The organism is Pseudomonas sp. UMAB-08 (assembly GCF_900095225.1).
Classification (GTDB): Bacteria; Pseudomonadota; Gammaproteobacteria; order Pseudomonadales; family Pseudomonadaceae; genus Aquipseudomonas.
Genome location: NZ_LT607414.1, coordinates 485161 through 511955 on the forward strand (window position 1 = coordinate 485161; position 26795 = coordinate 511955).

The window sequence follows — 26795 nt, forward strand, 5'->3', positions numbered from 1 at the left end:
GACCTGACGTCAGAACGGATAAAGTTGGTCGGAGGGCTCGACCGTGACCCACTTCACTTCAGTAAACTCGTCGATAACGGCGCTGCCGTCGAACCGGCCATAGCCACTGTTCTTCATGCCGCCGTAGGGTGCCTGGGGCTCGTTTTGCACGGTGGCCCCGTTGATATGCACGCAACCCGCGTCCAACCGGCTGGCGAGGTCCAGGGCGAGGCTGACATTGCGGCTAAAAATCGCCGATGACAGGCCGAACGCGGTGTCGTTGGCGACTTCCAGCGCCTGCTCGGCGCCTTTGACTCGCACCACAGTAGTGACCGGGCCGAAGGTTTCTTCATCGTAGATCTCCATCGCCGAGGACACTCGGTCCACCAGCGTCGGCGCCATTTGAGCCTGATCCGCCAGCCCACCTACAACAATATTGGCGCCCTTGCCGATGGCATCGTCAAGCAACTGGTTGATGCGCTGCACGGAGCCCTGGGAAATCACCGGACCCACTACGCTGGCTGGATTGGTCACCGGGTTACCGTGCTCAAGACCGCGGATACGCTGCGCAAACTTCGCAACGAACACGTCCGCCACGGCTTCATCGACAACGAACCGTTCGGTCGACATGCAAATTTGCCCCTGGTACAGAAAGGCGCCAAACACTGCGGCATTGACTGCGCCATCCAGGTCGGCATCATCGAGCACGATAAACGGCGCCTTGCCGCCCAGCTCCAGAAGGCAGCGTTTAAGGTGTTTCGCACTGGTCTGGGCAATCATCCGGCCCACTTTGGTCGAACCGGTGAAGTTCACTCGGCGAACCGTATCGTGGGCAATCAACACTTCCGTCACAGCACCGGCATCTTCGGGCGCAGAGATGATGAAATTCAACACGCCGGGCGGAAAGCCCGCTTCATAGAAGGCCTGCACCAGCAACTCATGGGTGCGCGGGCTATTTTCCGAACCTTTGAAAATAACGGTGTTGCCACACGCCAATGGGTAGGCGATGGATCGGGTGCCCAGGATGACCGGGCCGTTCCAGGGCGCGATGCTGAGTACCGTACCGGCGGGCTGACGCAGGGTTACCGATAAAGTGCCAGGTTTGTCGGTGGCAAGGGTTTCACCCTTGATTTGCGTCGTGAGTGCGGCGGCTTCACGGAGCAGGTTGGCCGAAGCCCCCACATTGAACTGCGACCATAACTGGGAAGCACCGATCTCTTCTGCCATGACACTGCAGAAAAGGTCCATCTTGCTTTCCAGTACATCGGCTGCCGCCAGCAACAGACGACGACGTTCGGTAGGACCGACCTTCGACCATGTTTTGAACGCCTGCTGCGAAGAGGCCGCAACACGCCGGGCGTCTTCGACGCTGCAGGCGGCGCCGGTAGTGACAACCTTGCCGCTGACAGGGTCAACACGCTGGTAGGTCTTACCGTCCGAGGCATCTTGCGAGATATTGTCGATTACGAGCTGAACATTCATTTTGGGGTCCTTTAATGAGCCTGAACAATCACGCCAGGTCGGCCGCGGCCGGCATGCGTAGAATCGGTTTGATCGTGATACCGCTTTCGCTGTCGGCCATCGCTGTGTTGACCTGGTCAAACGCGTAGAACCGGCACAGCTTGTCAAACGGGAAGCGACCTTGCAGGTGCAGTTCGACGAGGGTGGGAATGAAGGCGTTGGCGACCACGTCGCCCTGGACAATGCCCATGATTCGCTTGCCAGGGATCATGACGTCGTTGATGTTGAACGCGACCTCAGTACCCATTTTCGTCGCACCTACAATCCCGCACGTGCCCAGCGTGGTGAGGGCGTCGATGGCCTGACGCAATACTTCTGCGCGGCCCGAGCATTCCAGGCTGTAGTTCACCCCGCCGCCAGTGATCTCGCGAATGCGCTGAACCGGGTCTTCTTCCCTGCTGTTAATCACGTGGGTGGCACCCACTTCAAGCGCAAGGCTCAAGCGACTCGGCGTGACATCGACGGCAATAATGGTGGTCGCGCCAGCAACCTTGGCCGCCATCACCGCAGCCAGGCCTACCGCGCCAGCACCGAAGGCGGCGAAACTGGCTCCCGCCTCTACCTGCAGAGCCTTGAGTACCGAACCTGCGCCTGTCTGAATGCCGCACCCCAGCGGGCCCAGCAATTCGAGCGGTGCATGCTTGGGCACTTTCACGACATTGCGCTCGTTCGCAATGACGTAAGTCGAAAAGGAAGACTGGCCAAAAAAATGGTCATGTATCGGGGCATCGGTGTCGCAGCTGCAGGTGGAAGTACTGCCGTCGAGGCGCCCGCCACCGAAGTTCAGCGGATGCATATGGGAACAATGTGCGGGATGCCCGGTCTCGCAGGGCAGGCACAAGCCGCAGGACATGTAAGTCATGACCACATGATCGCCAGGAACAATGGTCGTTACCGCGGCGCCCACCGCCTCAACCACGCCCGCACCTTCGTGGCCCAAGATGATTGGCAACGGCGTAGGAAAGAGCTGATCACGAACGACCATATCGGTGTGGCAAACACCTGTAGCCACGACACGCACGCGGACCTCGTCGGCACGCGGGGCGGCCAGCTTTGCGCGCTCAAGATGGAGCTTGCCACCTGTTTCACGCAACACGGCGACGGTTACTTCGATGGCTGTGAGATCGCTTGTGGACATGCCTTTATCCTCTTGAATAAGTTTTTCTGGGTATGCCGCTTTGGCTTACTCTTCTTGAAAAGCACGCGGGCGATTGCTCCGTTGCTCCGCTTCAGGGTTGGCTGCCGGGCGCAGCTGAAAATCAAATGACAATTGTGCAAAACGTCCTGCCACTTCATGGGCAGCAGCCAAGGCTTGGTCATCGATGAAGTGCACCTCACCAATCAATCCATCCCGGGTGGCGTAAGCGAAGTCATCCCAGAGGTATTTGTCGTTGGACAGGTTGATCTGCGTGGTCAAGTGTTCGTAGCCCGGGGCGGATACGAAAAAGTGGATATGCGCCGGGCGCTGGCCATGGCGGCCCAATTGGTTGAGGCACTCCTGGGTCGGACCCTGAGGGTTACAGCCGTAGCCCGACGGCACGATACTTCTGGCGCGATAACGTCCCTCGGCGTCGGTCACGATGCGCCGGCGCAAATTGAATTCGGATTGGCTTTTATCGAAGTGGGAATAGTTGCCCTGGCTGTCGGCTTGCCACAGGTCTACCAGGGCACCAGCGATCGGCTGCCCTTGCAGATCCAGGATCTGGCCCTCGACAAACATAGGCGTCGCGACATCATCCTCGGCACCATCATCCATACGGGCATAGCCCTGACTGAGCGGCGCGCCGGCTACGTACAAAGGCCCTTCAATCGTGCGCGGTGTTCCTCCGGTGCGCCCGGCTTCGGCTTGCTTGGCATCGTTAAGTAGATCCAGAAAGTGCTCAACGCCCAGACCTGCCGCCAGCAGCCCCGCTTCGTTGCTTTTGCCGAGACGGTTGATGTATTCAACACCTACCCAGAATTCATCGTCGCTTATGTCCAGCTCTTCAATAAGCCTGGCGGTCTCTTGCAGGATACGTAACACGATTTGCTTGTTGCGCGGGTTGCCAGCGGCATTCTTCAGCCCTGCTGCGTCTTGGAACAGCTCAAGCATTGGTGCGGTATTGGAAATACGGACAGTCATCGAGGTATTACCTGTTTTTATTGTGGGTGTCGCGCACCAGCCTCAGGAAACGGGCGCATTGCAGGAGCGCAATCAAATGGCCTCTGCCCACCCGAGTCGGGTGCGAGCCTCTGCCAGGTCCGATTGCATGTCGTGGTTCCACAGCCAGTCGAAACGACTGGCCAGGGTTGTCGACAGAAGAGGTTCTTGATCTTCGACCTGACGGTCTCGAAACTCGTAGAGTTCGCCGGCTTCCCAGGACGTTCGCTGAACCCTGCAGGCGCGAGGTCTGCGGATAGCGTCGTACACCTCAAGTACGTTTTGGGTGCCACCTTCAAGCACACGAGGGTCCCCCAGAAGGCGCGCGAGTAGCCAGGCATCTTCCAGCCCCTGCCCTGCACCGGCTCCTTGATGGGGGAGCATCGCGTGGGCGGCGTCACCGATCAGCGCTACGCGACCATGTGTGTAGCCTGCAAGCTCCTCCAGTTCGTGAAGTGCCCAGAGGGTGGGCGCGGGAATGCACTCGAGCAGCACGCGAACGGCATCACCCCACTCAGAGAATGCTTCCAGCATCTGGGCCTGGCTGGTGCTTTTGACCCACGGTGTGTCTTGCGGCCATACCGGGTTGGGGTCAGTGCGATCAGAAACGAATGCAACCACGTTGATCAATCGGCCCTGCTTGACCGGGAACGTGAGGATGTGGGCGTCGAGCCCCAGGTACATTTGCGGGACGTTGATCAGGTGTTCATCAATACCCGCAGCGCGATAGGCGGCGCGCAGTTGCTCACTGTCGATCATTCCACGATAGGCGCAGGTCCCGCTGAATCGGGGCGCGACCAAAGGCTGACCCAGCCCCTGGAGTACATAGTCGCGAATCGAGGATTTGATACCGTCGGCGGCAATCAAAAGGTCGCACTGATAGTCCGTGCCATCAGTGAACTGAACGCTGACCCTGTCCCCCATCTCATGGACGCCAACCGCACGTTTGTCGAAGCAGGCGATGCCTTCTGGCAATTGCGTTGCCAAGGCGTCGAGGAAATCTGCGCGGTGAACGGAGGACTGACCGACGCCTTGGGCAACGCTGGCACCTAGATAACCGGCATCGACGCCTCGACGCCATTCAAACCAGATGTCTTGCCAGGGTTGCGGGGTGCGGTCAGCGATGAGTTCATAGGGTTTGCCAATACCCAGTCCTTCGATGGCGCGGACGGCGTTCGCACCAAAGGACACGCCTGCGCCGACCTCGCCAAAGGCGGGAGCAGCTTCAAATAATTTCACATCAAGATGTTGATGACGGCAAAGATCCAGTGCCAAGGCAACGCCAGCGATGCCACCGCCGACAATGCCCACTTGCAAGACAGAATGAGGGCTACTCATGGAGGAAACCTTATGTGTTGTTTTTGGAGTAGTCCGATCATGACTATTCACAAAGCATTGATAAATGCCCTCAACCCCATACACACTATCACCAAACTGAATACTCATTAACTTTCAAGAGCCGCCTCCAAGCCGAGAAAAGTCGCGATGAACCTGCGTGAACTGGATCTGAATCTGCTGGTGATCTTTCACCAATTGCTGGTGGATCGAAGTGTTTCAGCTGCGGCCGAGAGCCTTGGGCTGACTCAACCCGCCGTCAGTAATGCGCTCAAGCGTTTGCGGAACACGTTTAACGACGAGCTGTTTGTGCGCACCAATAAGGGGATGCAACCGACACCCTACGCCGCTCAACTGGCCGAACCGGTCTCTCAGGCGATCAGCCTCCTGCACGGCGCGATCAATCGCCATGACGAGTTCGATCCGGCGACCAGCCAGAAGCGCTTTGTAGTGGCGATGACCGACATCGGGGAAGTTTACTTTGTGCCACGGTTGATCGACGCCCTGCTCAAACAGGCCCCCGGGATATCGGTCAGCACATTGCGCAGCAATGCAGAACTTTCCGAGAACCTGGCTAGTGGAGAAGTGGATCTGGCCGTCGGCTTGCTGCCGGATCTGCAAGCGGGCTTCTACCAGAGGCGCCTGTTCCACCATCGCTACGTGTGCTTATGCCATAAAGACCATCCGCTCACTGAACACCCCATGACACGGGAGCGCTTTTGCGAGTTCGGGCATGTCAGGATCATCGCCGCCAGCACGGGGCATGGAGAGATCGATACGCATATGCAGCGGGCCGGTCTGCAACGAGACATTCGACTGGAGGTTCCGCACTTTGTCGCCGTCGGCCATATCCTGCAGAACACAGACCTGATCGCCACAGTGCCGGAACGTTTCGCCAACAGCTGCACGGACCCCTTCGGGTTAACGACTCTGCCACTGCCACTGCCGCTTCCCGAGATCGCCATCAACTTGTTCTGGCACGGTAAATACAATCGGGACCCGGCCAACAAATGGTTCAGGCAACTGATGTTTGATCTGTTCAGCGATTGAGCGATGAAGGCTGACGGAGTGGCGGTCTCATCCAGTGATAGCACTCACCTGGCGTCAGCCTGTATCACTGCCAATGCTCACATAGCTTGACCAACTCATCGACCACGTACCTCACCTTCGGCCGCAGATGGGACACCTTTGGCCAGACGGCATGCACATCGACAGCTTCCGGTTCATACGCTTGCAGAACCTCCACCAGCCTGCCCGCTTCGATATCCTCCTGGAACAGGCTGCGTGGCATCTGGCACAAGCCCGTGCCAGCGACTGCCGCGAGAATCATGGCTTCCCCGTCGCCAATCTGATGGGTCGAGGGTGGCGCGTAACGTACGGTCTGCCCCGCCTGCATGACCCGCCATGACAGCGGCTGGCCGCGTCGATGCCCGACAATGCAACGGTGATGGCTCAGATCTTCCAGGGTCTGCGGAACACCAAAGCGTGTCAGGTAGTCGGGGGCGGCACAAATGGCCCAGCGTTGTCGGGTCAGCCGCCGCGCCACCAGACCGCTGGTGTCCTGCAGTTCTCCGAAGCGGACCAACAAATCGATCCCCTCCTCGAAGGGATCAACCAGGTGGTCGGAAAACGTCAAGTTCAGTTGCAAAGCCGGGTACTTGTTGGCGATCTCAAACAGCAACGGGGCGACGACCCGACGCCCGAATGCCACAGGTATGTCTACTCGCAGACGTCCGGAAGGCTCACCAGCGCCGGGCCCCAATCCGCTCTCTGCAGCACCAATTTCCTCAAGGGCGGTAGAGCACGCCACGAAATACGCCTCACCGTCCGCGGTCAGGGAAATCCGGCGAGTGGTGCGATGAAACAGCTGGGTACCCAAGCGCTCTTCCAGGCGCGCAATGGCTTTGCCTACGGCGGATTTTGACAGGCCCAGGCGCTCAGCTGCCTGGGTGAAGCTGGTCGAGCGCGCAGCCACTACGAATGTGATGACGCCCTGAAACGAATCGATAGGTACCATGCCGGCTCGCCGATTGTAGAATTTTAGTCTACCCAGATTATAGTTTAAGGCCGTTTATCGCTAGCATGTTCAACAGTAGGATGTGTTCTAGAAAGACAACGGTGCAGATCGTGATGACACATCGCGCACCTCTCTCCAGATCAATGCCCCAAGAGGACACCATCATGCCCGTCGTACGTGTGAGCTGGTTCGAAGGTAAAGAACACGCGCAAAAAGCCGCTGTTGCCGCAGACATCACCGAAAGCATCGTTAAGCACACCGGTACCGATGCCAGCTATATCTACGTCATTTTTGAAGACGTAGCTGCTTCTGACTGGGCTGGCGCCGGCAAACTGTTCGGGAACGCGCCCGAGAAATCCTGACCCCCATCAGCACCGAATGCATCGGCTGGGCCAGCGATGCATCCTCAACAGGCTTCTTATGAAGCCTCTGACGGAAGCGTTATCCATGCACCCACATATCTCCTGCCTGTTCTCCCTCGCTGTGAAACCCGAAGAGTTTCCAGAGTTCAAGGCGCTGATCGCGAACATCGTGGCAGCCACCAGCACCGAGCCCGACACGCTGGTTTACGAATACAGCGTCAACGAAGACAACAGCACCGTTCACATCCTTGAACGCTATAAAACCGATGCCGTCGTCAGCCACGTAGACACCACCTTTGCGCCTTTCGGCAAGCGCTTCCTCGAACTGTGCACCGTGACCAGTCTGGTGGTCTATGGCACACCAGATGTCGAAGTCCGCAAACGCCTGGACCCGTTCGGGGCGGTGTACATGACCCCGTTCGACGGCTTCAGCCGCTAAGTTCATTGACAGCGCAGGCTCGACGGCAACAACCGGGACTGCGCGCATCCCCTTTCCCACACAGAGATCACCATGTCCGGTATTGCTGACATTATTAAGTCCCGAATTTCCGCCAACAGCTACGACACTGAACGCCAGCTGACGGATCAACAGGTCACCGACCTGATCGATCTGGCTACGCACGCCCCCTCCGCCTTCAACCTTCAAAACTGGAAGTTCCTGGCAGTCCGCAGCACCGAAGCAAAGGCGCGGTTGCTACCATTGGCCTACGGTCAACAGAAGGTCATGGATGCAGCCGTGACCTTTATTGTCTGCGGCACCCTCAATCCTCATGAAACCCTGCCTTCAGCCCTGAAGCCGACGCTGGATGCCGGCATCATTGACCAGGCGATCTACGACATGTGGGTGGGCGCTGCTCAAGGCATGTACCAGGAAAACCCGCAGTTACAACGCGACGAAGCGATCCGCTCAGGCTCACTGGCCGCCATGACCCTGATGCTCGCCGCCAAGGGCCAAGGCCTTGTTTCGACGCCAATGATCGGGTTCGACCAGTCGGCAGTGGCGCAGGCATTTGGTCTCTCCGCGACTGAGATTCCCGTCATGTTGATCACCGTTGGCTATCCTGGCTCGGCCAACTGGCCGCAAAAGCCTCGTAAAGCCGTTAAAGACGTTCTGCAGTTCGTGTAAGCGAATGCTGCCAGCGATAGCCAGGCACGCCCTGACTTCGCTGGCGGTGGCTGATGGACTCACAACCACGACATGCCTGGGGCTGTGAAGCAGTGACCACTCTATTCAAATCACCCTCTTCGTTACGCGCGATTCTGACCGCTGCCTGTCTGGGGTTTCTAGTCGTTCAACTAGATGTCAGCGTCGTGAACGTCGGCCTTGGCGCCCTTAAGAGCGCGTTTGGCACCGACCTCACGGGCCTGCAGTGGGTCATTAACAGCTATGCGCTGCCTTTTTCTGCCTTGCTTATCCTGGGAGGTGCGTGGGGCGACAAATGGGGGGCAAAATCCGTCTTTGCCGCCGGTTTCGCTATCTTTACCCTCGCCTCCGTTGGCTGCGCTCTCGCCGACAGCATGACCATGCTGATCACCATGCGCGTCGTCCAGGGCATCGGCGCGGCCTTCCTGATACCAACATCACTCACCTTGATCCGCGTGTCATTTCATGACCCCGACGCACGTCGTGCCGCTGTTGCGCTTTGGGGCGCCTGTGGGGGTATCGCACTGGCGGCCGGTCCCGTGATCGGTGGCCTGATGATCGAGTACTTCGGCTGGCGAAGCGTATTTCTGCTTAATATTCCGATCGGCCTGCTGGCTGTCGGGCTGATCCTGCGCTACGCCCCCGCCTCTCCTCGGGTTGATAAGCATGTCGATATTCCAGGGCAAATCAGTGTTGCGATTTGCCTGGCATCACTGACCTATGGCTTGACCGAATCCAGTGCAAAAGGCTGGGTAAGCGAAACACTCACCGCGATGGCAATTGCCGTGTTCTGTGCGGTGGCATTTATTCTGATTGAACGTCGGGTAAAACATCCGATGCTGCCCGCTCGCCTGGCCAAAAACAAAGTGCTGGGGAGCATGGCGCTCGCAGGAGCTGCGATCAATTTGACATTTTATGGAACGGTCTTTGTTTTCAGCATTTACTTTCAAACATTCCTGCACTACGACGCGTTCAAAACGGGGTTGTCATTCATCCCGCTGACGGCGGTGCTGACACTTTCAACGATGCTCTCGTCAAGGTTCGCCAAACGGTTCAGTGCCACTCGCATTATCACGACGGGTTTCACGGTTCAGGTCGTCGGGTTCATCGCCCTTTCGCAAACCACTTCCAACACCTCGCTCTGGTTGCTCAATGGTGCGCTGATGCTGGTGGGTATTGGCAGCGCCATGTCAGTACCGTCCATCACCAACTCGATGCTGTCCTCGGTCACGCAGCACGACGCGGGCATCGCCTCCGGCCTGATGGCCTCCGCGCGGCAACTGGGCGGAGTGATAGGCGTCGCGGTCTTCGGCACGATGATCGCCCATTCGGATAAGGCCGCTTTTTCCGCCGGGCTATCCACCGCAATGCTGTTTTCAGCGCTGGTTTTGGCACTCTGCATCGCCGTAAACCTGTACGCAGCCTCTGATCAACGTCAATAAGCGCCGGCATGGGTGAAGAGGCGCCCCCTCGCGCCCTGAATCAACTGCGCCATTTCTTCAACTGAATGAGACGTTACTTTGAACCACCCACTGAACAACCAATCGCTTCTCTCGCTGCTCGGCGAAGACGTTCACTCCTGGCATTGAAGAACACGGAAAAGTTCGCCAGCGACCTGCGGGGCTTTCTGGATAAGGGCTGAGTCAGACTGTGCCCGGCGAAATGCCCACTATTGCTCCCATTGAGGGTGGGCAAATCGCTCAGCCAGAAAATTGATCAGCACCCGGACCTTGGTCGCCAAGTGCTTGCGTGTGGGATAGACCACGTAGATGCCCAGTTCGACCGACTGGTACTCAGGCAAAATCTCCACCAGGTCCCCCGCCCGCAAATCCTCGGCCACCATGAAGCTGGGCTGCAAGGCAATACCGCCACCCGCCAAGGCAATACTGCGGCAGGTATCGCCATTGTTGCAGCGAACAATAGAGCGGGTGCGCACACTTTCGCTGCCGTCAGGGCCCTGGAACTGCCATTCATTGCCGCTGGCGAAGTGGGTGTAGGCAATCACCCCGTGCTGTGCCAGATCCGCCAAGGTGCGCACTTGAGGGTGGCTCGCCAGATAGTCGGGCGAGGCACACAAGCACATCCGCGTGCCCGCCAAACGGCGCCCTACCAAGGACGAGTTTTCCATGCGGGCAATGCGAACAGCCGCATCGAACCCCTCCTCCACAAGATCCACCAGCCGGTCGTTCAAGCTGATGTCCAACTCAACGTTGGGGTAGGCCTTCATGAAGTCGCCCCATAGCGGCGCCAAGTGCAGCACACCGAAACTGACCGGTGCATTCACCCTCAAAACGCCACTGGGTTCCGGTGCTGTGGACGATACGGCCTCCTCGGCCTGATCCATGAGCGCCAGGACTTCACGCGCCTGGTGGTAAAACTGGCGCCCCTCCTCCGTCAGTGAAAGACGTCGGGTCGTGCGGTGCAGAAGCCGCGCACCGAGTCGTTCTTCAAGGCCGCTCACATAGCGCGAGATGGCCGCCTTGGACATTCCAAGGGGCTCGGCCGCACCGACAAAGCTGCCTTTATCGACCACGGTGCAGAAGACCTGCATCTCCAGCGCTCTGTCCATCATTGTCTCGATAAGTGGAACGGTTAGTCGCATTTGGCCTTATTTATCTCAATATCTCAACCTATAAACTGAGCCTATCGAAACGCACATCAATGCAAATGAGATCGCTATGAAAATCACAGTAGTGGGTACCGGCAACATGGGTTCGGCGTTCGCAAAACAGCTGTCCAGCGTTGGCCATATCGTTCGTATCACGGGCCGCGACATCGACAAGGCCAAAGCCCTGGCCGCTCAGTTTGACAATGTCAGCGCCTATCCGGCTGCCGAGGCCCTGGGTGACAGCGACGTCGTTGTCGTTGCAACCGCCTACGAAGATGCCGCCAAAGCGCTGCAAAGCTTGGGCAACCTGCAGGGCAAGGTGGTTATCGACATCACCAACCCATTGAGCGCCGACTACATGTCGCTGACCATTGGGCACATCACCAGCGCGGGCGAGGAAATTGCCAAAGCAGTGCCTCAAGCCCATGTCGTTAAAGCGTTCAACACCCTTTTCGCCCAAGTGCTTGCCGACGGCCCTACATTCGCCAATGACCAGCGCGGCAGTGTGTTTGTCGCCAGCGACAGCGAGCGGGCCAAACAGACCGCGACCGCCTTGGCACAAAGCCTGGGTTGGAACACGGTTGACGCGGGTGCACTGATCAATGCCCGTTATCTGGAGCCATTGGCAGGCTTGAATATCTACCTCGGCTACGGCGCAGGTCTGGGCACGTCCATCGCCCCTGTCTGGCTTAACAAGTAATCATTGAGGAGTATTCACCATGAACACTTCGTTCCCCCTGTTGTTTGTGTCTCATGGTGCTCCGATGTTTGCCATCGAGCCTGGTCTGGCGGGTCAAGGTCTGGCCGAGCTCGGTCGCGAACTGCCGCGACCTGATGCCATCGTCATCCTCTCCCCGCATTGGATGACGCGTGGCGAAATCAGCGTTACAGCGAGCACCGCTCCTGAAACCATTCACGATTTCGGTGGTTTTCCCGACGCGTTGTACCAGTTGCGCTACCCAGCACCCGGTGCTCCAGCCTTGGCCGCTCATATCGTGGATCTGCTGCAGAATGCGGGATGGAAGTCCCGGCTTGACGCCCGCCGAGGTCTGGACCACGGCGCTTGGGTGCCGCTGCTGCATCTGGCCCCTGAGGCAGACGTTCCAGTCGTTCAGGTATCGATGCCTGCCAGCCTCGATACCCACCAGGCCTGGAAATTGGGCCAGGCCCTCAAGCCACTGCGGGATATGAATGTGCTGATCGTGGCTTCCGGAAGCCTGACCCATAACTTGTATGAGTTTCGGGGTGCGGCCCGCCATGGGGCCGATTACGTGAAAGAGTTTGCGGCCTGGACAGCCCAAACCCTGCAGGCGGGCAACACCGATTTCCTGCTGGACTATAAGCAGCACGCACCTTCAGCCGAACGTGCCCACCCGACTGATGAGCATTTTTTACCGCTGCTCATCGCCCTCGGCGCGGCCGGCGAACACTATGAGACTCGTGTCCTGGAAGGCGGCGTGAGCTACGGCGTACTGGCGATGGACAGCTACCTGTTTTCTTCGAACAACCCTGGTGGATTCGACTCCACTCAACCAAGCCAAGGCGTTACAGATCATGCGTGATACCTCTTTTTCCGAAGCCGCTCGCGAGCCGCAAACGGGCCTGTTTTTCCGCAAAGGGAGCCGTACTTCGGCGCCCAAGGGTCGCCTGCTTCTGCTGCATGGCGTCGGTTCAAATGAAGCGAATCTCGCGTCATTGGCCGCATCGCTGCCCGAGGAGCTGGAAGTGATTCTGCTCCGCGGTCCGTTGCAGGTTGGCCCACAAGGCTTCGCTTGGTATCAGGTGAACTTCACCAGCAGCGGCCCTTCGTTCAATCAAGAGCAGGCGGAATCCAGCCGGCAACTCTTGCAGCGCTTCATAGAGGCGCAGCCCAAGCTGCCGACCGTGATCGCCGGCTTCAGCCAAGGCGGCATCATGAGTGCAAGCCTTGGGGTCACCGAGCCCGAGCTGGTTGCAGGTTTCGCGATATTGAGTGGCCGGATGCTGCGCGAACTTGATCCCCGGATCGCTTCAGCCGATCGGCTCAAGTCGGTCTCTGCCTTCATCGCCCACGGTCATCAGGACAACGTCCTGCCGGTGGATTGGGCGAAAGAGGCGGACGCCTGGCTGGATCGAATCGGCGTCGTCCACGAAACACATTTCTACGACATGGCCCACGAGATTGTCGCTGAAGAACTGGCCGATTTTTCGCAATGGCTGACCAACACGTTGTCACTTTCCAAATAAACAAAAGGAACTGCACCATGATCGACTCACGTACCGCTCCATACGCCGCCTTCGTAATGCGCTTGGCTCTCGGCATCATGTTCATTGCCCACGGCCTTACCAAAGTGCTGGTGTTTACCCCGGCAGGTACCGCAGGCTTTTTTGAATCCATTGGTTTCCCAGGCTTCCTGGCCTACCCGGTCATGGCCTTTGAAGTCATCGGCGGTTTGATGCTGGTGCTGGGTATCTATGCGCGCTGGGTAGCCGCTCTGGCAGTGGTTCAACTGTTCGTTGCCGCGACCGTCCACTTCGGCAATGGCTGGAGCTTCACCAACGCCAATGGCGGCTGGGAATATCCTGTCTACCTGTCCGTAACGGCACTGGTTGTAGCGTTGCTGGGTGATGGCGCCTTTGCGGCAAAGGCATCCAACAAAGCGTAAGCACCTGCAAACTCAAAGCCTGCCGACGCACTGGGAAGCTCCAGGGCGTTGGCAGTTTGCGTTCAGGCAAGCGTAACGGTTCACGTCAGCCCACCGTCAACGCTTCAGACCTGGACACGGCGTCGTCAATCAGCTTGATTGATTGGCGACGCCTGCCCGGGGCTTATTTTTCTTCGGTAGTGCACAGCGGCTAGTCAAGACTTAATTAAATACCATTCCACCATCAATAATTACGGCCTGACCTGTCATATAGTCAGAATCAGGGCCGGACAAGAATGAAACACAGCCAGCAACATCCTCCGGCTGAGAAAGTCTCTTTAACGCAATATGCTGGGCAAATTGCTCCATTCCCCACTCAACGCTTTGATTAGCATTGTCCGCCACATCTTGGGCAACCTTGCGCATCATGGGTGTATTCACAATACCAGGGCAATATGCATTCACCGTAATGCCGAGGTGGGCCAACTCCCTGGCCGCCGTTTGGGTGATACCACGCACTGCAAATTTAGTCCCACCATACACAGCCAAGTCTGGATTCCCGACATGACCTGCCTGCGAGGAGGCACTGATGATTTTGCCACCGTGCCCCAACGTTTTGAATGCATTTACAGCGGCCTGTATACCCCATAAAACACCACCCACATTGATATCAAACGTTCTCCTGTAAATCTCTGGCGTAATAGATTCAATGGGAGCAATAGGCGCAATACCCGCATTATTGATGACAACGTGTAGATCGCCCAGACCATCCACCGCTTCCTGCACGGCGCTGAAGACATCATCGCGATCGGCCACATCAACTTTTATCGCCAAGGCTCTCCCGCCCTCTTTTTTGATTCTTTCAGCAACATGACGTGCGGTTTCAATATTCATATCAGCACAGGCCACCGCAAAACCATCTGACGCCAATCGCAACGCAATGGCCTCACCGATCCCTTGACCTGCACCGGTAACAAAAGCAACTTTTCCCTGGGATTTACTCATTTTAGTTTTCCTTCTCAATCGTTATGGGGAAATTAGACAGCGAGTACTTACTGCTCTGACACCGACGCTACAATGTTCAATTGCGTATAAAAACGCCGCGTTAGCAGACGGGCTAATGAGTCAAACGCTTAGAAGCTCGCCTGGAGCTTCACGCCTGCGACCAGAGCGTTATCCACTTCGTAAACGCCGCCTGGATTACGGACGTACTGCACGTTCGGGCGCACGGTCAACCAGTCGGTGACATGAACGCCATAGTTGAGCTCAATGTTGTATTCACTGTGCTGGACGGGGACGTATTGCGGGTTGTCGTAGTCGTCAATGCCCGTGCTTTCATTGATCTGGCGTTGGCGTTTGGTCACGGCATCGTTGACCAGTAGCCGAGCGACACCCAGGCCGATGTCATCCTTAGGCCGGGCATCGAACGGGCCTTTGTAGACCGCGCCGATGTTCTGGAAACTCTCGATGCCGCTGGTGGCCTTGTCGTGGACGGTCACGCTGGCAAAAACGCTCAAGCCACGTGACGTATCACCGTGATGGGAGGTGAGTTGCTGCTGGCCCATGATCCACGCGCCATGTTTGCTGCTGCGGGATTTGGGCGCCTGGCCACTCAACCCTTGCGGATCGCCGTTAACATCGTCAAACACATCATTGGCGCTGGCGCTGCTGTGGTAGTAGCCCAACCGGTATTCCCCCGGCAGCGCTTCGCTACCCAGCGTCGGTTTCCAGATCACCTCTACGGGCACCAGCGCGCCTTTGGTACCGCTGCCGCTGAGTTTGAAGCCGTTGCCGGTCTCCAGGTTCGAAGGGTTTTGCTCGTACACCCCGACCTGCACCGCCCACTGTTCATCGATGTTGTAACGAACCCGCCCTCCCCACTGGCTGACGGGACCGCTGTACCAGACATCACCGGCGACGTTGCCGATGGGTGCACTGCAGAACGACAGGCTCTGGAAGTCACAAGGGAAACTGTTGAAGTCTTCGTTGACCCCCAGGCGCCCCAGCTTGAGGTCCAGTGCGCCGTCGAAAAACTTTTGTCGATACCACATCTGGGTCAGGCGCCAGGTTTGTCCCCGGCCCCACACTTCCTGAACGGAACTGAGCTGGCCCGTACGTGGATCAGCAACCCGATCGTTAGAGAGGTTGTTGCCGTTACGCTCGGTCACCAATAACTGGAACTCTGCGTCATTCCAGCCCAGCAGTTTTTGCAGATCCAGGTGCGTCCCCAGGGCCCACTGCGCCGTGTAGCGTGCGGTGCGGTCATGGTTGTAGCCGCCATGGACATTGGTGGCCGCTTCACCGGTGTACCCGACGATGACGTCCACACCCTGTTCCAGTAACTCGCTGCGTACCCCTCCCCAATCTCCCGACCCCCACTGCGATGAAGGGTCAGCGGCGGATACGGGTAAAGCAATGCACGAAAGAAGCCCAAGCCCCAACGGCAGTTTCCAAGAGATGTACATGTCGATTTATCCTTGTTTTTATGTTTTACGACACAGCGTTAACTGGACCGCAGGGCAATGCCGTTGCGGTCACGGAGAAAGCGATTCATTGAAAAATGGACAGTGGCGGGTTAACTGCCGGTTAGATGCCCGCCAGACACAGGTACTTGATTTCGAGGTAGTCCTCGAGACCGTACTTGGAACCTTCCCGGCCGACACCGGACGCCTTGATACCGCCAAAGGGCGCAGCCTCGGAGCTTATGATTCCGGTGTTAACCCCGACAATGCCGTATTCCAGGGCTTCACCGACGCGGAACACCCTGCCCAGGTTCGCGGTGTAGAAGTACGCCGCGAGACCGAACTCCGTGTCGTTGGCTTTGGCGATGACCTCAGCGTCATCAAAGAAGCGGAAGACCGGCGCCAGCGGGCCGAAGGTTTCTTCCTTGGATACCCGAGCATGGTCAGGCACATCGATCAGGATGGTGGGTTCGAAGAAGTTGCCGCCAAGGGAATGCACCGCGCCACCCTTGATGACCTTCGCGCCCTTGGCCAACGCGTCTTCGATATGCTCGCGCACCTTGGCAACAGCCTTGCCATCGATCAGCGGACCCAGAGTGATCCCGTCGGCAAAGCCGTCGCCGATCTTCAGCGCACCCACCGCGGATGAGAGTTTGTCGACGAAGGTGTCGTACACCTTGTCGTGGACGTACAAGCGGTTAGCGCAGACGCACGTTTGCCCGGCATTACGGAACTTGGAGGCCAGCGCGCCCTCCACCGCAGCATCGAGATCGGCATCTTCAAAGACAATGAACGGCGCATTACCGCCTAGTTCGAGAGAGACTTTCTTGATGTCGTGGGCGCACTTTTCCATGATCTGGCGACCGATTTCGGTGGAACCGGTAAAAGAAATCTTGCGCACGGCCGGGTTGCTTGTGAGCTCTTCTGCAATCTCCGCTGCCACGCCGGTCACCACCGACAGTACTCCTTTTGGAATGCCCGCCTGCTCGGCCAGGTACACCAACGCCAATGCCGAAAATGGAGTTTGAGAGGCCGGCTTGATGACCATGGTGCAACCGGCCGCCAACGCGGGTCCGGCTTTGCGGGTGATCATCGCGCTAGGGAAGTTCCATGGGGTGATGGCTGCGCAAACACCCACGGGTTGCTTGATGACCAGTAGACGCTTGTCCACGGCACCCGGGATCAGATCGCCGTAAACACGCTTGGCCTCCTCCGCATACCACTCGATGTAGGACGCGCCGAAAGTGATTTCTCCCAGCGCCTCGGGCAATGGCTTGCCCTGCTCCAGGGTCATGATGTGGGCCAGATCGTGCTGATTCTCGATGATCAGGTTGTACCAGCGGCGCAACGTGTTGGCGCGCTCCTTCGCCGATAGCTCACGCCAGGCGGGCAGTGCGCGCTCGGCAGCCTCGATGGCACGACGGGTCTCGGCCTTACCCATGCGAGGGACCTGGCCGATGGTGACATGGGTCGACGGGTTGACCACGGTGATGGTGGTGTCGTTGTCGGCAGCCAGCCATTCACCGTCGATATAGGCTTGTTGGCGCAAAAGTTCAGGGTTGTTCAATATCACTGCAGGTTCTCCTTTGTGCGGCGCAATTGCGCCCGTTCAACACTCGCCTGGCCACTGGCGCAGCAGGCGAGTGCAACCGTTTTTGCCAGTCTCGCGGTTGTCGATCAGTGCAGTGCTTTTTGCGTTTGCTTGTCCGCTACACTCACGGCCTTGAACTTGAAGCCGCGGTATTCATCGTTTTTTACCGCCGTCAGTTGTTCGCTGAATGCGCCCAAGCCGCCCATGTAGAAGTAAACCTTGTTGCTCTTGCCGGGGATATTGGCGCCGAAGATCCAAGAGTCGGTCTTGGCGAACAGCGTCTGATCGGCGATTTCCTGGCAGGTCACGCCCCATTCATGTTCGCTTTGCGGATCGGGTTCCACGCATGCCAACTCGTTTTCTTCCATGAAGGTAATCAGCTCGGACACCCACTCCACTTCGGTTTCAATGGTGGGCGGCAGGTTGGTGAAAGGACCGTTGGGACCGAGGATCATGAACATATTGGGGAAGTTGGCGGTGGCGACCGACATATAGCTGGAGGGTCCGTCGGCCCAGTGATCGTTTATCGAGACATTGTCGCGCCCGCGAATATCAATGCGCTTGTAGTTGCCATCCACGGCATCGAAGCCGGTGGCAAAGACCAGTACATCCAGCTCGTGTTCCACCCCGTCCGAGGTGCGAATGCCCTTGGCGGTGATTTCCTCGATAGGGTTGGCCTTAACGTCGACCAGCGACACGTTGTCCCGGTTGAAAGTGGCGTAGTAGCCGCTGTCACACAGAGGCCGTTTTGCGTAAAGGTCGCGGGGCATCAACTTGCGTGCGGTTTCTGGGTCATTGACGATTTCGGCAATTTTTCCCCGCACAAAGTCCTGGGCAGCGAGGTTCGCTTCTTCGCTGGTGGCGATGTCATTAAAGGTTTGGAACATGTAGCGAAAACCGCCACCACCGTCCCAGGCGCGCTGAAATATGGCTTTTCGCTCGGCAGCGTCGACACTCATGGTTGGAATGTCGCTTTCCTGGAAACCGAACGCCAACCGCGAGGAGCGCACTTCTTTCCAGATGGCGTCGTAGTTGCGCTTGATGTCATCGACAAATTCGGGGCTAAGCGGGCCATTACCCACTGGCACGGTGTATTGCGCGGAACGCTGGAACACAGTCAAGTGGTCGACCGTTGGCGCGATGGCCGTGATGACTTGGCAACCGGTCGAGCCGGTACCGATGACGCCTACCCGCTTGCCCTTCAGCACAGCATCGGCAGGCCAGTTGGCCGTGTGGTACATAGGGCCCTTGAATTGATCAAGGCCATTGATCTTCGGAACGTTAGTCGCTGAAAGCAGGCCCAGCGCCGTGACGAGATACTTGGCGCTGTATTGATGCCCGTCATCGGTGGTGACCAGCCAGCGACTGCTTTGCTCGTCGAACACAGCAGAGGTGATTGCTGTCTCCAGTTGGATATCCCGGCGCAGGTCATGTCGATCAACTGCGTGGTTCAGGTAGGACAAGATTTGCGGTTGGGTCAGATAGCGAGTGGTGATATCCCACTCCTGGCACAGCTCTCGATCCCAAGAGAAGCAATAGACAAAAGACTCACTGTCAGATAACGCACCCGGGTATCGGTTCCAATACCAAGTGCCGCCGATACCGCCTGCCTTATCAAAGGCGCGAACGTTCAAACCGAGTTCATCGCGCAACTTCTTGAGCATATAAATGCCCCCAAAGCCCGCGCCAATCACTATGGCGTCGTAGTTAATGATGTCGGTGCCAACGGAACGTTTGGCCAGAACTGTAGTTGTCATTATGTTCTCCTGTTTCGGTCATTGCGCCCGCAGACTTCAATAACGGCAGCGCGTTTTTGAAAGCTGCAAGCAAGCCGCATCCGCCTCCCTTAACTAAGCGTCCAGGGAAAGTGGTTATCAACATTGGGGGTGAGCGGGTTAGTACATTCCCGCTAGCTCAACTAGAGCGAGAAGCCGCCATCGACGGCTATCGCCTGTCCAGTGACATGCGGCGCGCAGGCCAGGTAAACCGCCAGTTGGCCCATGTCTTCGACAGTTTGGGCTTCCCCTTGGGGCAGGAGGCTGGACTGGTGCCGCTCCCAGGACTGTACTTCCGTTTCCCCAGGTAGGGCCCAGCGTGCAGAAAGCCCTTCACCACCACGCCACATACCGGTGCCGACTACCCCTGGGCAGAGCGCGTTGACAGTGATGCCTTCGCGGGCAACTTCCTTGGCAAAGGCGTTGGTAAAGCCGATCACTGCAAATTTGGAAGCGCTGTAATGGGACAGATCCGGGAAACCGACTTTACCGGCAATCGAGGCCAGGTTGATGATTCGCCCGAATTTATGCTCGCGCATCAGCTTGAGTTCAGCCTGACAGCACAGGAATACGCCGCGAGCGTTGATGTTCATGATCCGGTCCCATTCGCTGACCGGTAATTCATCGACCCTGCCGAGGCTGACCACACCGGCGTTGTTGACTGCCACATCGAGACGGCCAAATGCCTGTCTGACCTGTTCAATCATGCTTGCGACGCTCTCGGCCTTGCTGACATCGACTTGCAGGGCGACAGCTCGACGACCCAGGGCGCGAACGTTCGCGGCGGCCTCTTCGGCGATGCCAATATCATAATCCGCGAGCACCAGGTCAGCGCCTGCCTGGGCCAGACTTAACGCAATGCCCTGCCCGATACCACGTCCAGCACCTGTCACCAGAGCAACTTTACCTATAAGGGAGAAATCGACAGCTTTGGATTCGCTCATGTGATGCCTCTGTTCATTATTGTTATTGAGATACGGCCGTCTCATGCGGCCCACTGAGACAGTCAGAGCAAGTCGAATGCCAATACCGGAATAACAGGCTGAAAGGTCCGTAACAGAGCGGTTGAGTACTTAAGTGAGAGGACAGAACAGCGGGAGGGACCAAGACATAATGGCTCTCCCTCCTCACGTCCCCTTGCGAATGCTGAGATGTTATGTCTCACCGGGACCGGCTGACCGATTCAGCTTGAAGGGGACGGCCATCGCGCCTTTAATGAGCCTCACAGAAAAATAAGATCCAATCTTCGGAGGTACCATGTCCTCTGGTTTGTCTAAGGTTCATGTCGAACATGTGAATCGCGTGTTACGCACGGCTGGAAATGCCCCGACCTTGCCGGTGCCGAATATCATCCTCGATTCCTGGCGACGCTCGATACAGCATTACAAACTCGACCCTGGGTCATTGCAGGGCCCCAGGGTTCTGGAGGCTCACCAAATCAATGAACACCGCCAGCGTGTCGACGATTTCCTGCACTTGGCCGGTGATGAGATGTCGCGACTGCACAGCCGCGTACGAGACGCCGATTACTGTGTGATGCTCACCGATACGCTGGGTTGCACCGTCGACTACCGGATCGAATCGACCCTGCGCGGCGAGTACCGCCGTTCCGGCATGGACGTCGGCACCTGCTGGTCGGAAAAGGAAGAAGGTACGACAGCTGTCAGCGCTGTATTGATCGACAAACTGCCGGTCACCGTGCACAAGCATGATCATTTCCGCGCGGCGTTCATCGGCAATACCTGCTCGGCGGCACCGATATTTTCACCCAATGGAGAGATCCTGGCGGTGTTGGACGTATCTTCGGTGCGCGCTCCGGATGACCGGCGCAGCCAGCATCTGATTCGGCAGATGGTTATCCAAAGTGCCAGCGACCTTGAAAATGCCTACTTCATGTACAGCACCCAGGACCTGTGGGTGTTACGGGCCCATCCCCTGCCCGGCTACGTCGACAGCCAGCCTCAGTACCTGTTCGCCTGGGACCGTGATGGCCGCATCGAAGCGCTCAACCCCCCCGCGCGACGCCTGCTGTTGCAGCGCTGTGGCCGGACCCCCACTCATATCGACGAAGCCTTCGCATCAGCGCGGCTACCGGCCGCCGGTGATGACAGCATCCACTACTTGCCGTCGATGGGTCTGCATGTGCGCCTCAAGGTGCCAAGAAGACCCACCCGTGTGCCTATGGCTGGCAATGCGGCTTCAGCACTCGATCCCAAGGTTGCTCAAGCGTTGGCGCTCGCCGTGCGCGTCAAGGACCGCGGGCTGCCGGTTCTGATTCACGGCGAGACCGGAGCGGGCAAAGAACACTTCGCCTTGCAACTGCATGCGGCGAGCAAGCGATGTGACAAGCCTTTCGTTGCAGTGAACTGCGCGGCAATACCCGAGAACCTCATTGAGAGTGAACTGTTCGGATATGCCGCCGGCGCGTTCACCGGCGCATCCAACAAAGGCATGCGCGGCCTGCTGCAGCAAGCCGACGGTGGCACGCTGTTCCTGGATGAAATCGGGGATATGCCGCTGATGTTGCAAACACGCCTGCTCAGAGTCCTGAGTGAGGGTGAGGTGGCCCCGTTGGGCGGTGCCCGGCCGCAGTCCATCGACATCCAAGTCATTTGCGCCAGCCACCGTGATATTTCTACGCTGGTAGAAACTGGGAGCTTTCGCGAAGATCTGTATTTCCGTTTGAGTGGAGCGCGCTTCGACATACCGCCGCTACGTGCGCGCAAAGACAAGCTCGCGCTGATCAACAAGCTGCTGGATGAAGAGTGCCAGCGTTCGGGAGAGCGGCTCGAACTGAGCGAAGCGGCGCTGGAAATGCTCTTGAACTACAGCTGGCCAGGCAATATGCGTCAGTTGCATCACGTGCTGCGCTACGCGTGCGCAGTCTGTACAAGCCACGTCATTGGTGTGGAAGACTTACCTGCTACCCTCGGCATTAGTGCCCCGGCAAAGGGTCAGGAAACGGTGTCCGGCAGCCCGGAACGTCAGGCGTTGATCGACACGCTGGTGCGCAATCGGTGGAAACCCATACTGGCGGCACAAGAGATGGGGATTTCTCGTGCCACCCTCTATCGCAAAGTGAACCTGCACGGGATCAAAATGCCAGGCAAAGGCTCCTACAACTGACCGTACGCCAGACGCTACGAACATAGCGCCTGGCCTCATCGCTTCACGTTTCAGATCAATTGTTGCAATTGCGGCACCGCCTAGAACAAGTCAGCCACCAGGCCGTAATCAGCCACCTGGAAGATCGGCGCTTCTTCGTCTTTGTTGATCGCAACGATCACTTTGGAGTCTTTCATACCGGCCAAATGCTGGATCGCCCCGGAAATACCGACCGCGATGTACAGCTGTGGCGCAACGATTTTGCCGGTCTGACCGACCTGCATGTCGTTCGGTACGAAACCTGCGTCGACTGCGGCGCGCGAAGCACCCACAACAGCGCCCAGCTTGTCGGCCAAGGCGTACAGGTGTTTGAAGTTCTCGCCGTTCTGCATGCCACGACCGCCGGAAACGACGGTTTTGGCATCCGCCAGTTCTGGACGACCCGACTTGGTCATCTCTTAGCCCACTAACGTGGACTTGCCAGTATCAATCAGTGACACCGTAAATATACAAGATCGGTTGACCAACCAGACAGGGCCTGGAGGCGCCCTCCCCGCGCCCTGTTCCGTTTCCCTAGCGCACAATCGGAAGTCCGACCTAAAGATGCTTTCGCTGCTTCCGTTTGTCTTCAAAGGCGCGGCACGCGTGACGTACAGCCGGTTTCGCTGATTTGGGATGGTGACCTTTAAGAACGAAGAGTCGGAACTGAACTTCCAGGGTTTAGCGTCGCGGAGCGGGTGAGGATAAACGCCCTAATCGCCCGGAAACAGGCCGTTTTGCAAGGCTATCTGACATGCGAAAAAACTGAGAAAGGAAGAGAAATATCAGACAGGATTGGTGCCAAAGGCAGCGCGAAAAAGGGCCAAAAGCGGCGTGAACTCACAGAAGCGGAGGCAGACATGAAAAATCGAGAAGCCCCGAAAATCTCCCGACAATAAAAAAGCCCAACTGGCTAGAGTTGAGCTAAGTCATTGAAAAATATGGTCGGGACGGAGTGATTCGAACACTCGACCCCTAGCACCCCATACATAGGGTCGCTGAATGTTCAAAATTTATCCGTCAGCTATGCCTGCCGGGCGAATAAAAAACCCGGCGCGAGGCCGGGTTACCCACCCTATCTAGGACGCAGCCCCCAAATGAGAGGGATGGAGAGCTGACAAGAGAGTGCGGGGGCGAGATATTGCCAAATGGTGTCATTCTGCGCAATAGAAGCCTCTCTCCGCCCCTCTTCAACATTTCATGTAACTCGTGAATTCCACGCATTCAGAAGTAGCTCGTGCCAGATGCACTTAAGCAAGCGGCAACATCCGTTGTCACCGCTCGAAGACAGCACCTCAGAGTGAGCCTAAGGCAGTGCAAACGATCCGTGCAGTAATGTCGAAGTTCTCCAGAGTGAGTACATCAATTGGCGAACGACCTTTTAGTCTCTCATGAGGTTTACAAAGAGTGCGATAAAGCTTCCATGAATCCGCATCTGGAGACTGCATCAGCACCGCGAGAACCAATTTGTACCGCAATGGATCAAGCTGCCAATCGGGAATGCGCTGACCGCGATTCCCCAGGCTCAGAGACAGCAGGCGCCGAGCCTTAATATCGCGATTGATCTGATCACGGGATTTGCCGGCCAGTCTGGCGAAAACCAGCAACGGCAAGTTACTCGAAGCCTCAAACGTGGCCAACATTTCCGCGCGTTCAGACTGGATGTCAGACATGTGAGAGTTGTGAGCTTTTTCAGTCCGTGTCGGAGCGGCCACGACAGGCAATCGGCTGGACCCCATGGGGGCATTCTCGCCACTGTCCAGCATCGCCGCTGGGGCGGTCGCCGGTGGAAAGCTGCTGTACAGAACGGCATTTCCCTTCGCGTTTTCCAGTAACGGCAGCGAAGCTGCGCCCTCTAAACGAATAGTCAGAGGAGAGCTTGCCGATTTCAGCTGGCCCTGCCCCCAAAGATCCAGACGATTCGCCCAGTCCTGCATCATGGTCCGGCGCTGCTCGACATATTCCGCGTGATTGTAGGCCGCACTAACCTTGTCCGGATCCGCATGAGAAAGTTGAGCATCTATCCACACCTTCGGGTACCCGATCTCGTTCAGCGCCGTCGAGATCGTCGCCCTCATCCCATGACCGGTGAGTTGATCAGCGTACCCCATCCGACGTAACGCGCCATTCAGAGTGTTCTCGCTGATGCGCTTGCTAAGGTCGCTTCGATGCGCAAATAAGTAACGTTGCGCGGGGACAACCTGATCAAGCATATACCGCACTATCTCAAGCGCCTGAACCGACAGCGGGACGATGTAGGGCGGTAGATTTTGGGCCTGTTTCCCAGGTTTCCGCATCGCTAGCTGGAGTTGTTTCACCACTTCCGCTGGTATGACCCACAAGCGCTTCTCCAGATCGAACTGATCGGGTGTTGCCAACCGTAACTCGCCCGTACGGACACCGGTCAGCAACAACAACCGAAGGCCAAGCCGAGTTTGGCTGGCGCCACCGTAGTTTCGAAGAGCAGCCATCAATACCGGAAGCTCGTCCATACGAAGAAATGGATTGTGCGTAACAGGAGGCTTGGGGAGCGCGACCACATCAAGGTCCGAAGCTGGGTTGTGTTCCAGCCCCCCGATCTTCACCAGCGCATAGCGGAACAATTGGTTGAACCAGGTCCGGCATTTTTCGGCGGTCGTTAAGGCCTTGCGCTGTTCGATCCTGCTCAATAAATCCAGCAGATCGTGACGATTGATATCGTAGATGGACCGCCCGCCCAGGGTGGGCAGGACATCTTTATTGAAGATTCTCAAGATCTGCGAGAGCGTGCTCTGGCGTCCTTCCTTCAGGCTCAGCCTACGGAACTCCACCCACTGATTGAACACGGCCTCGAAGGTGTGCTCTGCCGCAAAATGAACATCACGACGCTGCTGTTTACGGTGCTCATAGGGATTGATCCCTTGGGCGACCAAGGCACGCGCCTCATCACGTCGCGCACGAGCTTCTTTGAGGCTGATTTGCGGATAACTACCCAGAGACATGCGCTTTTGCACCCCCGCCCAGTAGTATCTGAAACGCCAGATTTTTCCGCCGCGGGCCGTCACGTTGAGCGCAAGCCCATCCGTGTCGCCTATCGTGTAGTCATTGCCGGTGATTCGGGCTTGCCGAACGGTAGTATCCGAGAGTGCCATTGCGAGCTCCTGAACAGAGTCAGGGCCAGATGCTCGTCTCGCTATCCAAGCTGCTCCAGCAAAAAACCGATTCAGTGCATATCCAAATCCAAGATCCTCATTCGGGACTTAAATCGGGACTTAAAAGCACTGGATGGAGCTGGAGTTCAGTGGTTCCCGCCGGAACGAAAAAAGGGCCTAAAGGCCCTGATTTCAATCGCTTACAGAATTCAGTGGAACTCTGCAGCGCAATATTTGGAGCGGGAAACGAGACTCGAACTCGCGACCCCGACCTTGGCAAGGTCGTGCTCTACCAACTGAGCTATTCCCGCATCTTGGTGAAGGCCACTATTCTATAGATTCAAATTGATACGTCAACCCTTTGATTCAAAAACTTATTTTTTTTCCGCTGAGGTTTTGAGGTGCGGCCAGGCTGCACGCAAATATTGCAACATCGACCATAAAGTCAGCCCGGCAGCAATCAGCAGCAGCGTGTAGCCGACTACCACCCAAAAGGTGAAGGCAGGCGGGTTAGCCAGCAAAATCACCAGTGCAAGCATCTGCGCGGCAGTCTTCCATTTACCCAGATTGGAAACGGCGACGTGTGCCCGAGCACCTATCTCGGCCATCCACTCACGCAATGCGGAAATCACGATCTCGCGGCCGATGATGACCGCCGCTGGCAGTGTCAGCCATAGATTGGCGTGTTCCTGAACCAGCAACACCAGCGCCACGGCCACCATCAGCTTGTCGGCCACAGGGTCGAGAAAGGCACCAAAGGGCGTGCTTTGTTCAAGGCGACGCGCCAGATAGCCATCGAGCCAATCCGTAGCCGCAGCGATCGCGAAGACCGTACTGGCTGCCATGTAGCTCCATGAATAAGGCAGGTAAAACAGCAGAATGAAGATCGGAATCAGCAGGACACGTAATACGGTGATCAGATTAGGGATATTCATCGGCACAACTGGCTACGAGGTGAGCGA

Annotated in this window: 23 protein-coding genes, 1 tRNA gene and 1 pseudogene; 10 read left to right on the top strand and 15 right to left on the bottom strand. The window is 57.3% G+C overall.

The window, feature by feature from the left end; genetic code table 11:
• Positions 1-9: 9 nt before the first annotated feature.
• The 4 genes from K0F75_RS02115 to salA all read right to left on the bottom strand — a co-directional run bounded on the left by K0F75_RS02115 (position 10) and on the right by salA (position 4978).
• Positions 10-1461 carry an aldehyde dehydrogenase gene (locus K0F75_RS02115; RefSeq protein ID WP_219060104.1) on the bottom strand — a complete coding sequence of 484 codons (1452 nt, stop codon included), beginning with the start codon at positions 1459-1461 and terminating at the stop codon, positions 10-12.
• Positions 1462-1489: 28 nt separating this feature from the next.
• On the bottom strand, positions 1490-2638 hold the full coding sequence (locus tag K0F75_RS02120; RefSeq protein ID WP_257604235.1) for an NAD(P)-dependent alcohol dehydrogenase: 1149 nt from the start codon (positions 2636-2638) through the stop codon (positions 1490-1492).
• A 45-nt stretch (positions 2639-2683) separates the two neighbouring features.
• On the bottom strand, positions 2684-3622 hold the full coding sequence (gene catA, locus K0F75_RS02125) for a catechol 1,2-dioxygenase (RefSeq protein WP_219060105.1): 939 nt from the start codon (positions 3620-3622) through the stop codon (positions 2684-2686).
• Positions 3623-3694: 72 nt separating this feature from the next.
• Positions 3695-4978: a salicylate 1-monooxygenase gene (salA, locus tag K0F75_RS02130; protein ID WP_219060106.1), complete on the bottom strand. Its 1284-nt coding sequence runs from the start codon at positions 4976-4978 to the stop codon at positions 3695-3697.
• Positions 4979-5125: 147 nt separating this feature from the next.
• Here salA and K0F75_RS02135 point away from each other — a divergent pair, with 147 nt between their 5' ends.
• Positions 5126-6025 carry a LysR family transcriptional regulator gene (locus K0F75_RS02135; protein ID WP_219060107.1) on the top strand — a complete coding sequence of 300 codons (900 nt, stop codon included), beginning with the start codon at positions 5126-5128 and terminating at the stop codon, positions 6023-6025.
• 64 nt (positions 6026-6089) lie between these two features.
• On the opposite strand, the gene K0F75_RS02140 is transcribed toward K0F75_RS02135, so the two are convergent.
• Positions 6090-6992, bottom strand: a complete 903-nt coding sequence (locus tag K0F75_RS02140; protein WP_219060108.1) for a LysR family transcriptional regulator — start codon at positions 6990-6992, stop codon at positions 6090-6092.
• A gap of 164 nt (positions 6993-7156) precedes the next feature.
• On the opposite strand from K0F75_RS02140, the gene K0F75_RS02145 reads away from it, so the two are divergent.
• The 4 genes from K0F75_RS02145 to K0F75_RS02160 all read left to right on the top strand — a co-directional run bounded on the left by K0F75_RS02145 (position 7157) and on the right by K0F75_RS02160 (position 9940).
• Positions 7157-7354 (top strand): 4-oxalocrotonate tautomerase family protein, encoded by a 198-nt coding sequence (locus K0F75_RS02145; RefSeq protein ID WP_219060109.1) that lies wholly within the window; start codon positions 7157-7159, stop codon positions 7352-7354.
• 85 nt (positions 7355-7439) lie between these two features.
• Positions 7440-7793, top strand: a complete 354-nt coding sequence (locus K0F75_RS02150) for a putative quinol monooxygenase (protein ID WP_219060364.1) — start codon at positions 7440-7442, stop codon at positions 7791-7793.
• A 72-nt stretch (positions 7794-7865) separates the two neighbouring features.
• Complete coding sequence (locus tag K0F75_RS02155) at positions 7866-8480, top strand: nitroreductase family protein (protein WP_219060110.1); 615 nt, start codon at positions 7866-7868, stop codon at positions 8478-8480.
• A gap of 53 nt (positions 8481-8533) precedes the next feature.
• Positions 8534-9940 carry an MFS transporter gene (locus K0F75_RS02160; RefSeq protein ID WP_257604236.1) on the top strand — a complete coding sequence of 469 codons (1407 nt, stop codon included), beginning with the start codon at positions 8534-8536 and terminating at the stop codon, positions 9938-9940.
• A gap of 227 nt (positions 9941-10167) precedes the next feature.
• Here the strand turns inward: K0F75_RS02160 and K0F75_RS02165 are convergent, their stop codons facing one another.
• Positions 10168-11067 carry a LysR family transcriptional regulator gene (locus K0F75_RS02165; protein WP_219060111.1) on the bottom strand — a complete coding sequence of 300 codons (900 nt, stop codon included), beginning with the start codon at positions 11065-11067 and terminating at the stop codon, positions 10168-10170.
• 109 nt (positions 11068-11176) lie between these two features.
• On the opposite strand from K0F75_RS02165, the gene K0F75_RS02170 reads away from it, so the two are divergent.
• The 4 genes from K0F75_RS02170 to K0F75_RS02185 are packed head-to-tail and all read left to right on the top strand — an operon-like array spanning position 11177 to position 13751.
• Positions 11177-11806, top strand: coding sequence for an NADPH-dependent F420 reductase (locus tag K0F75_RS02170; protein WP_219060112.1), 630 nt, complete (start codon positions 11177-11179; stop codon positions 11804-11806).
• A gap of 19 nt (positions 11807-11825) precedes the next feature.
• Complete coding sequence (locus K0F75_RS02175) at positions 11826-12668, top strand: class III extradiol ring-cleavage dioxygenase (protein WP_219060113.1); 843 nt, start codon at positions 11826-11828, stop codon at positions 12666-12668.
• Complete coding sequence (locus tag K0F75_RS02180; protein WP_219060114.1) at positions 12661-13332, top strand: alpha/beta hydrolase; 672 nt, start codon at positions 12661-12663, stop codon at positions 13330-13332. Before K0F75_RS02175 ends, K0F75_RS02180 begins: the two co-directional genes overlap by 8 nt.
• A gap of 17 nt (positions 13333-13349) precedes the next feature.
• The gene (locus K0F75_RS02185; protein WP_219060115.1) at positions 13350-13751 is read left to right on the top strand and encodes a DoxX family protein; all 402 of its coding nucleotides are present in this window, start codon (positions 13350-13352) and stop codon (positions 13749-13751) included.
• A 201-nt stretch (positions 13752-13952) separates the two neighbouring features.
• Here K0F75_RS02185 and K0F75_RS02190 read toward each other — a convergent pair whose 3' ends face one another.
• The 5 genes from K0F75_RS02190 to K0F75_RS02210 all read right to left on the bottom strand — a co-directional run bounded on the left by K0F75_RS02190 (position 13953) and on the right by K0F75_RS02210 (position 20502).
• Positions 13953-14735 (bottom strand): (S)-acetoin forming diacetyl reductase, encoded by a 783-nt coding sequence (locus tag K0F75_RS02190; RefSeq protein WP_219060116.1) that lies wholly within the window; start codon positions 14733-14735, stop codon positions 13953-13955.
• A gap of 128 nt (positions 14736-14863) precedes the next feature.
• Positions 14864-16195, bottom strand: a complete 1332-nt coding sequence (locus K0F75_RS02195) for a carbohydrate porin (protein WP_219060117.1) — start codon at positions 16193-16195, stop codon at positions 14864-14866.
• A gap of 121 nt (positions 16196-16316) precedes the next feature.
• Positions 16317-17765, bottom strand: a complete 1449-nt coding sequence (gene gabD / locus K0F75_RS02200) for an NADP-dependent succinate-semialdehyde dehydrogenase (protein WP_219060118.1) — start codon at positions 17763-17765, stop codon at positions 16317-16319.
• A 104-nt stretch (positions 17766-17869) separates the two neighbouring features.
• The gene (locus tag K0F75_RS02205; protein WP_219060119.1) at positions 17870-19540 is read right to left on the bottom strand and encodes an NAD(P)/FAD-dependent oxidoreductase; all 1671 of its coding nucleotides are present in this window, start codon (positions 19538-19540) and stop codon (positions 17870-17872) included.
• Between the two features lie 161 nt (positions 19541-19701).
• Positions 19702-20502 (bottom strand): SDR family NAD(P)-dependent oxidoreductase, encoded by an 801-nt coding sequence (locus tag K0F75_RS02210; protein ID WP_219060120.1) that lies wholly within the window; start codon positions 20500-20502, stop codon positions 19702-19704.
• Positions 20503-20815: 313 nt separating this feature from the next.
• Between K0F75_RS02210 and K0F75_RS02215 the strand changes: the two genes are divergently transcribed.
• The gene (locus K0F75_RS02215; protein ID WP_219060121.1) at positions 20816-22684 is read left to right on the top strand and encodes a sigma-54-dependent Fis family transcriptional regulator; all 1869 of its coding nucleotides are present in this window, start codon (positions 20816-20818) and stop codon (positions 22682-22684) included.
• 80 nt (positions 22685-22764) lie between these two features.
• Here K0F75_RS02215 and K0F75_RS02220 read toward each other — a convergent pair.
• The 4 genes and pseudogenes from K0F75_RS02220 to pgsA form a co-directional block, all read right to left on the bottom strand.
• Positions 22765-23151 (bottom strand): annotated as a pseudogene (locus tag K0F75_RS02220) (electron transfer flavoprotein subunit alpha/FixB family protein); the annotation flags it as partial.
• Between the two features lie 846 nt (positions 23152-23997).
• Positions 23998-25833 carry an integrase arm-type DNA-binding domain-containing protein gene (locus K0F75_RS02225; RefSeq protein ID WP_219060122.1) on the bottom strand — a complete coding sequence of 612 codons (1836 nt, stop codon included), beginning with the start codon at positions 25831-25833 and terminating at the stop codon, positions 23998-24000.
• 235 nt (positions 25834-26068) lie between these two features.
• Positions 26069-26144 (bottom strand) — tRNA-Gly (locus K0F75_RS02230).
• Between the two features lie 63 nt (positions 26145-26207).
• Positions 26208-26768: a CDP-diacylglycerol--glycerol-3-phosphate 3-phosphatidyltransferase gene (gene pgsA, locus K0F75_RS02235; RefSeq protein WP_219060123.1), complete on the bottom strand. Its 561-nt coding sequence runs from the start codon at positions 26766-26768 to the stop codon at positions 26208-26210.
• Between the last annotated feature and the right edge of the window lie 27 nt (positions 26769-26795).

Excerpts from the sequence above, each read along its gene's own strand:
- K0F75_RS02185 (WP_219060115.1), top strand. The coding sequence starts at position 13,350 with ATGATCGACTCACGTACCGCTCCATACGCCGCCTTCGTAATGCGCTTG.
- K0F75_RS02120 (WP_257604235.1), bottom strand. The coding sequence starts at position 2,638 with ATGTCCACAAGCGATCTCACAGCCATCGAAGTAACCGTCGCCGTGTTG.
- K0F75_RS02160 (WP_257604236.1), top strand. The coding sequence starts at position 8,534 with ATGGACTCACAACCACGACATGCCTGGGGCTGTGAAGCAGTGACCACT.
- K0F75_RS02155 (WP_219060110.1), top strand. The coding sequence starts at position 7,866 with ATGTCCGGTATTGCTGACATTATTAAGTCCCGAATTTCCGCCAACAGC.
- K0F75_RS02135 (WP_219060107.1), top strand. The coding sequence starts at position 5,126 with ATGAACCTGCGTGAACTGGATCTGAATCTGCTGGTGATCTTTCACCAA.
- K0F75_RS02195 (WP_219060117.1), bottom strand. The coding sequence starts at position 16,195 with ATGTACATCTCTTGGAAACTGCCGTTGGGGCTTGGGCTTCTTTCGTGC.
- K0F75_RS02225 (WP_219060122.1), bottom strand. The coding sequence starts at position 25,833 with ATGGCACTCTCGGATACTACCGTTCGGCAAGCCCGAATCACCGGCAAT.
- catA (WP_219060105.1), bottom strand. The coding sequence starts at position 3,622 with ATGACTGTCCGTATTTCCAATACCGCACCAATGCTTGAGCTGTTCCAA.
- K0F75_RS02115 (WP_219060104.1), bottom strand. The coding sequence starts at position 1,461 with ATGAATGTTCAGCTCGTAATCGACAATATCTCGCAAGATGCCTCGGAC.
- K0F75_RS02205 (WP_219060119.1), bottom strand. The coding sequence starts at position 19,540 with ATGACAACTACAGTTCTGGCCAAACGTTCCGTTGGCACCGACATCATT.
- K0F75_RS02210 (WP_219060120.1), bottom strand. The coding sequence starts at position 20,502 with ATGAGCGAATCCAAAGCTGTCGATTTCTCCCTTATAGGTAAAGTTGCT.
- pgsA (WP_219060123.1), bottom strand. The coding sequence starts at position 26,768 with ATGAATATCCCTAATCTGATCACCGTATTACGTGTCCTGCTGATTCCG.
- K0F75_RS02145 (WP_219060109.1), top strand. The coding sequence starts at position 7,157 with ATGCCCGTCGTACGTGTGAGCTGGTTCGAAGGTAAAGAACACGCGCAA.
- K0F75_RS02170 (WP_219060112.1), top strand. The coding sequence starts at position 11,177 with ATGAAAATCACAGTAGTGGGTACCGGCAACATGGGTTCGGCGTTCGCA.
- salA (WP_219060106.1), bottom strand. The coding sequence starts at position 4,978 with ATGAGTAGCCCTCATTCTGTCTTGCAAGTGGGCATTGTCGGCGGTGGC.
- K0F75_RS02175 (WP_219060113.1), top strand. The coding sequence starts at position 11,826 with ATGAACACTTCGTTCCCCCTGTTGTTTGTGTCTCATGGTGCTCCGATG.
- K0F75_RS02150 (WP_219060364.1), top strand. The coding sequence starts at position 7,440 with ATGCACCCACATATCTCCTGCCTGTTCTCCCTCGCTGTGAAACCCGAA.
- K0F75_RS02180 (WP_219060114.1), top strand. The coding sequence starts at position 12,661 with ATGCGTGATACCTCTTTTTCCGAAGCCGCTCGCGAGCCGCAAACGGGC.
- K0F75_RS02190 (WP_219060116.1), bottom strand. The coding sequence starts at position 14,735 with ATGAGTAAATCCCAGGGAAAAGTTGCTTTTGTTACCGGTGCAGGTCAA.
- K0F75_RS02165 (WP_219060111.1), bottom strand. The coding sequence starts at position 11,067 with ATGGACAGAGCGCTGGAGATGCAGGTCTTCTGCACCGTGGTCGATAAA.
- K0F75_RS02215 (WP_219060121.1), top strand. The coding sequence starts at position 20,816 with ATGTCCTCTGGTTTGTCTAAGGTTCATGTCGAACATGTGAATCGCGTG.
- K0F75_RS02140 (WP_219060108.1), bottom strand. The coding sequence starts at position 6,992 with ATGGTACCTATCGATTCGTTTCAGGGCGTCATCACATTCGTAGTGGCT.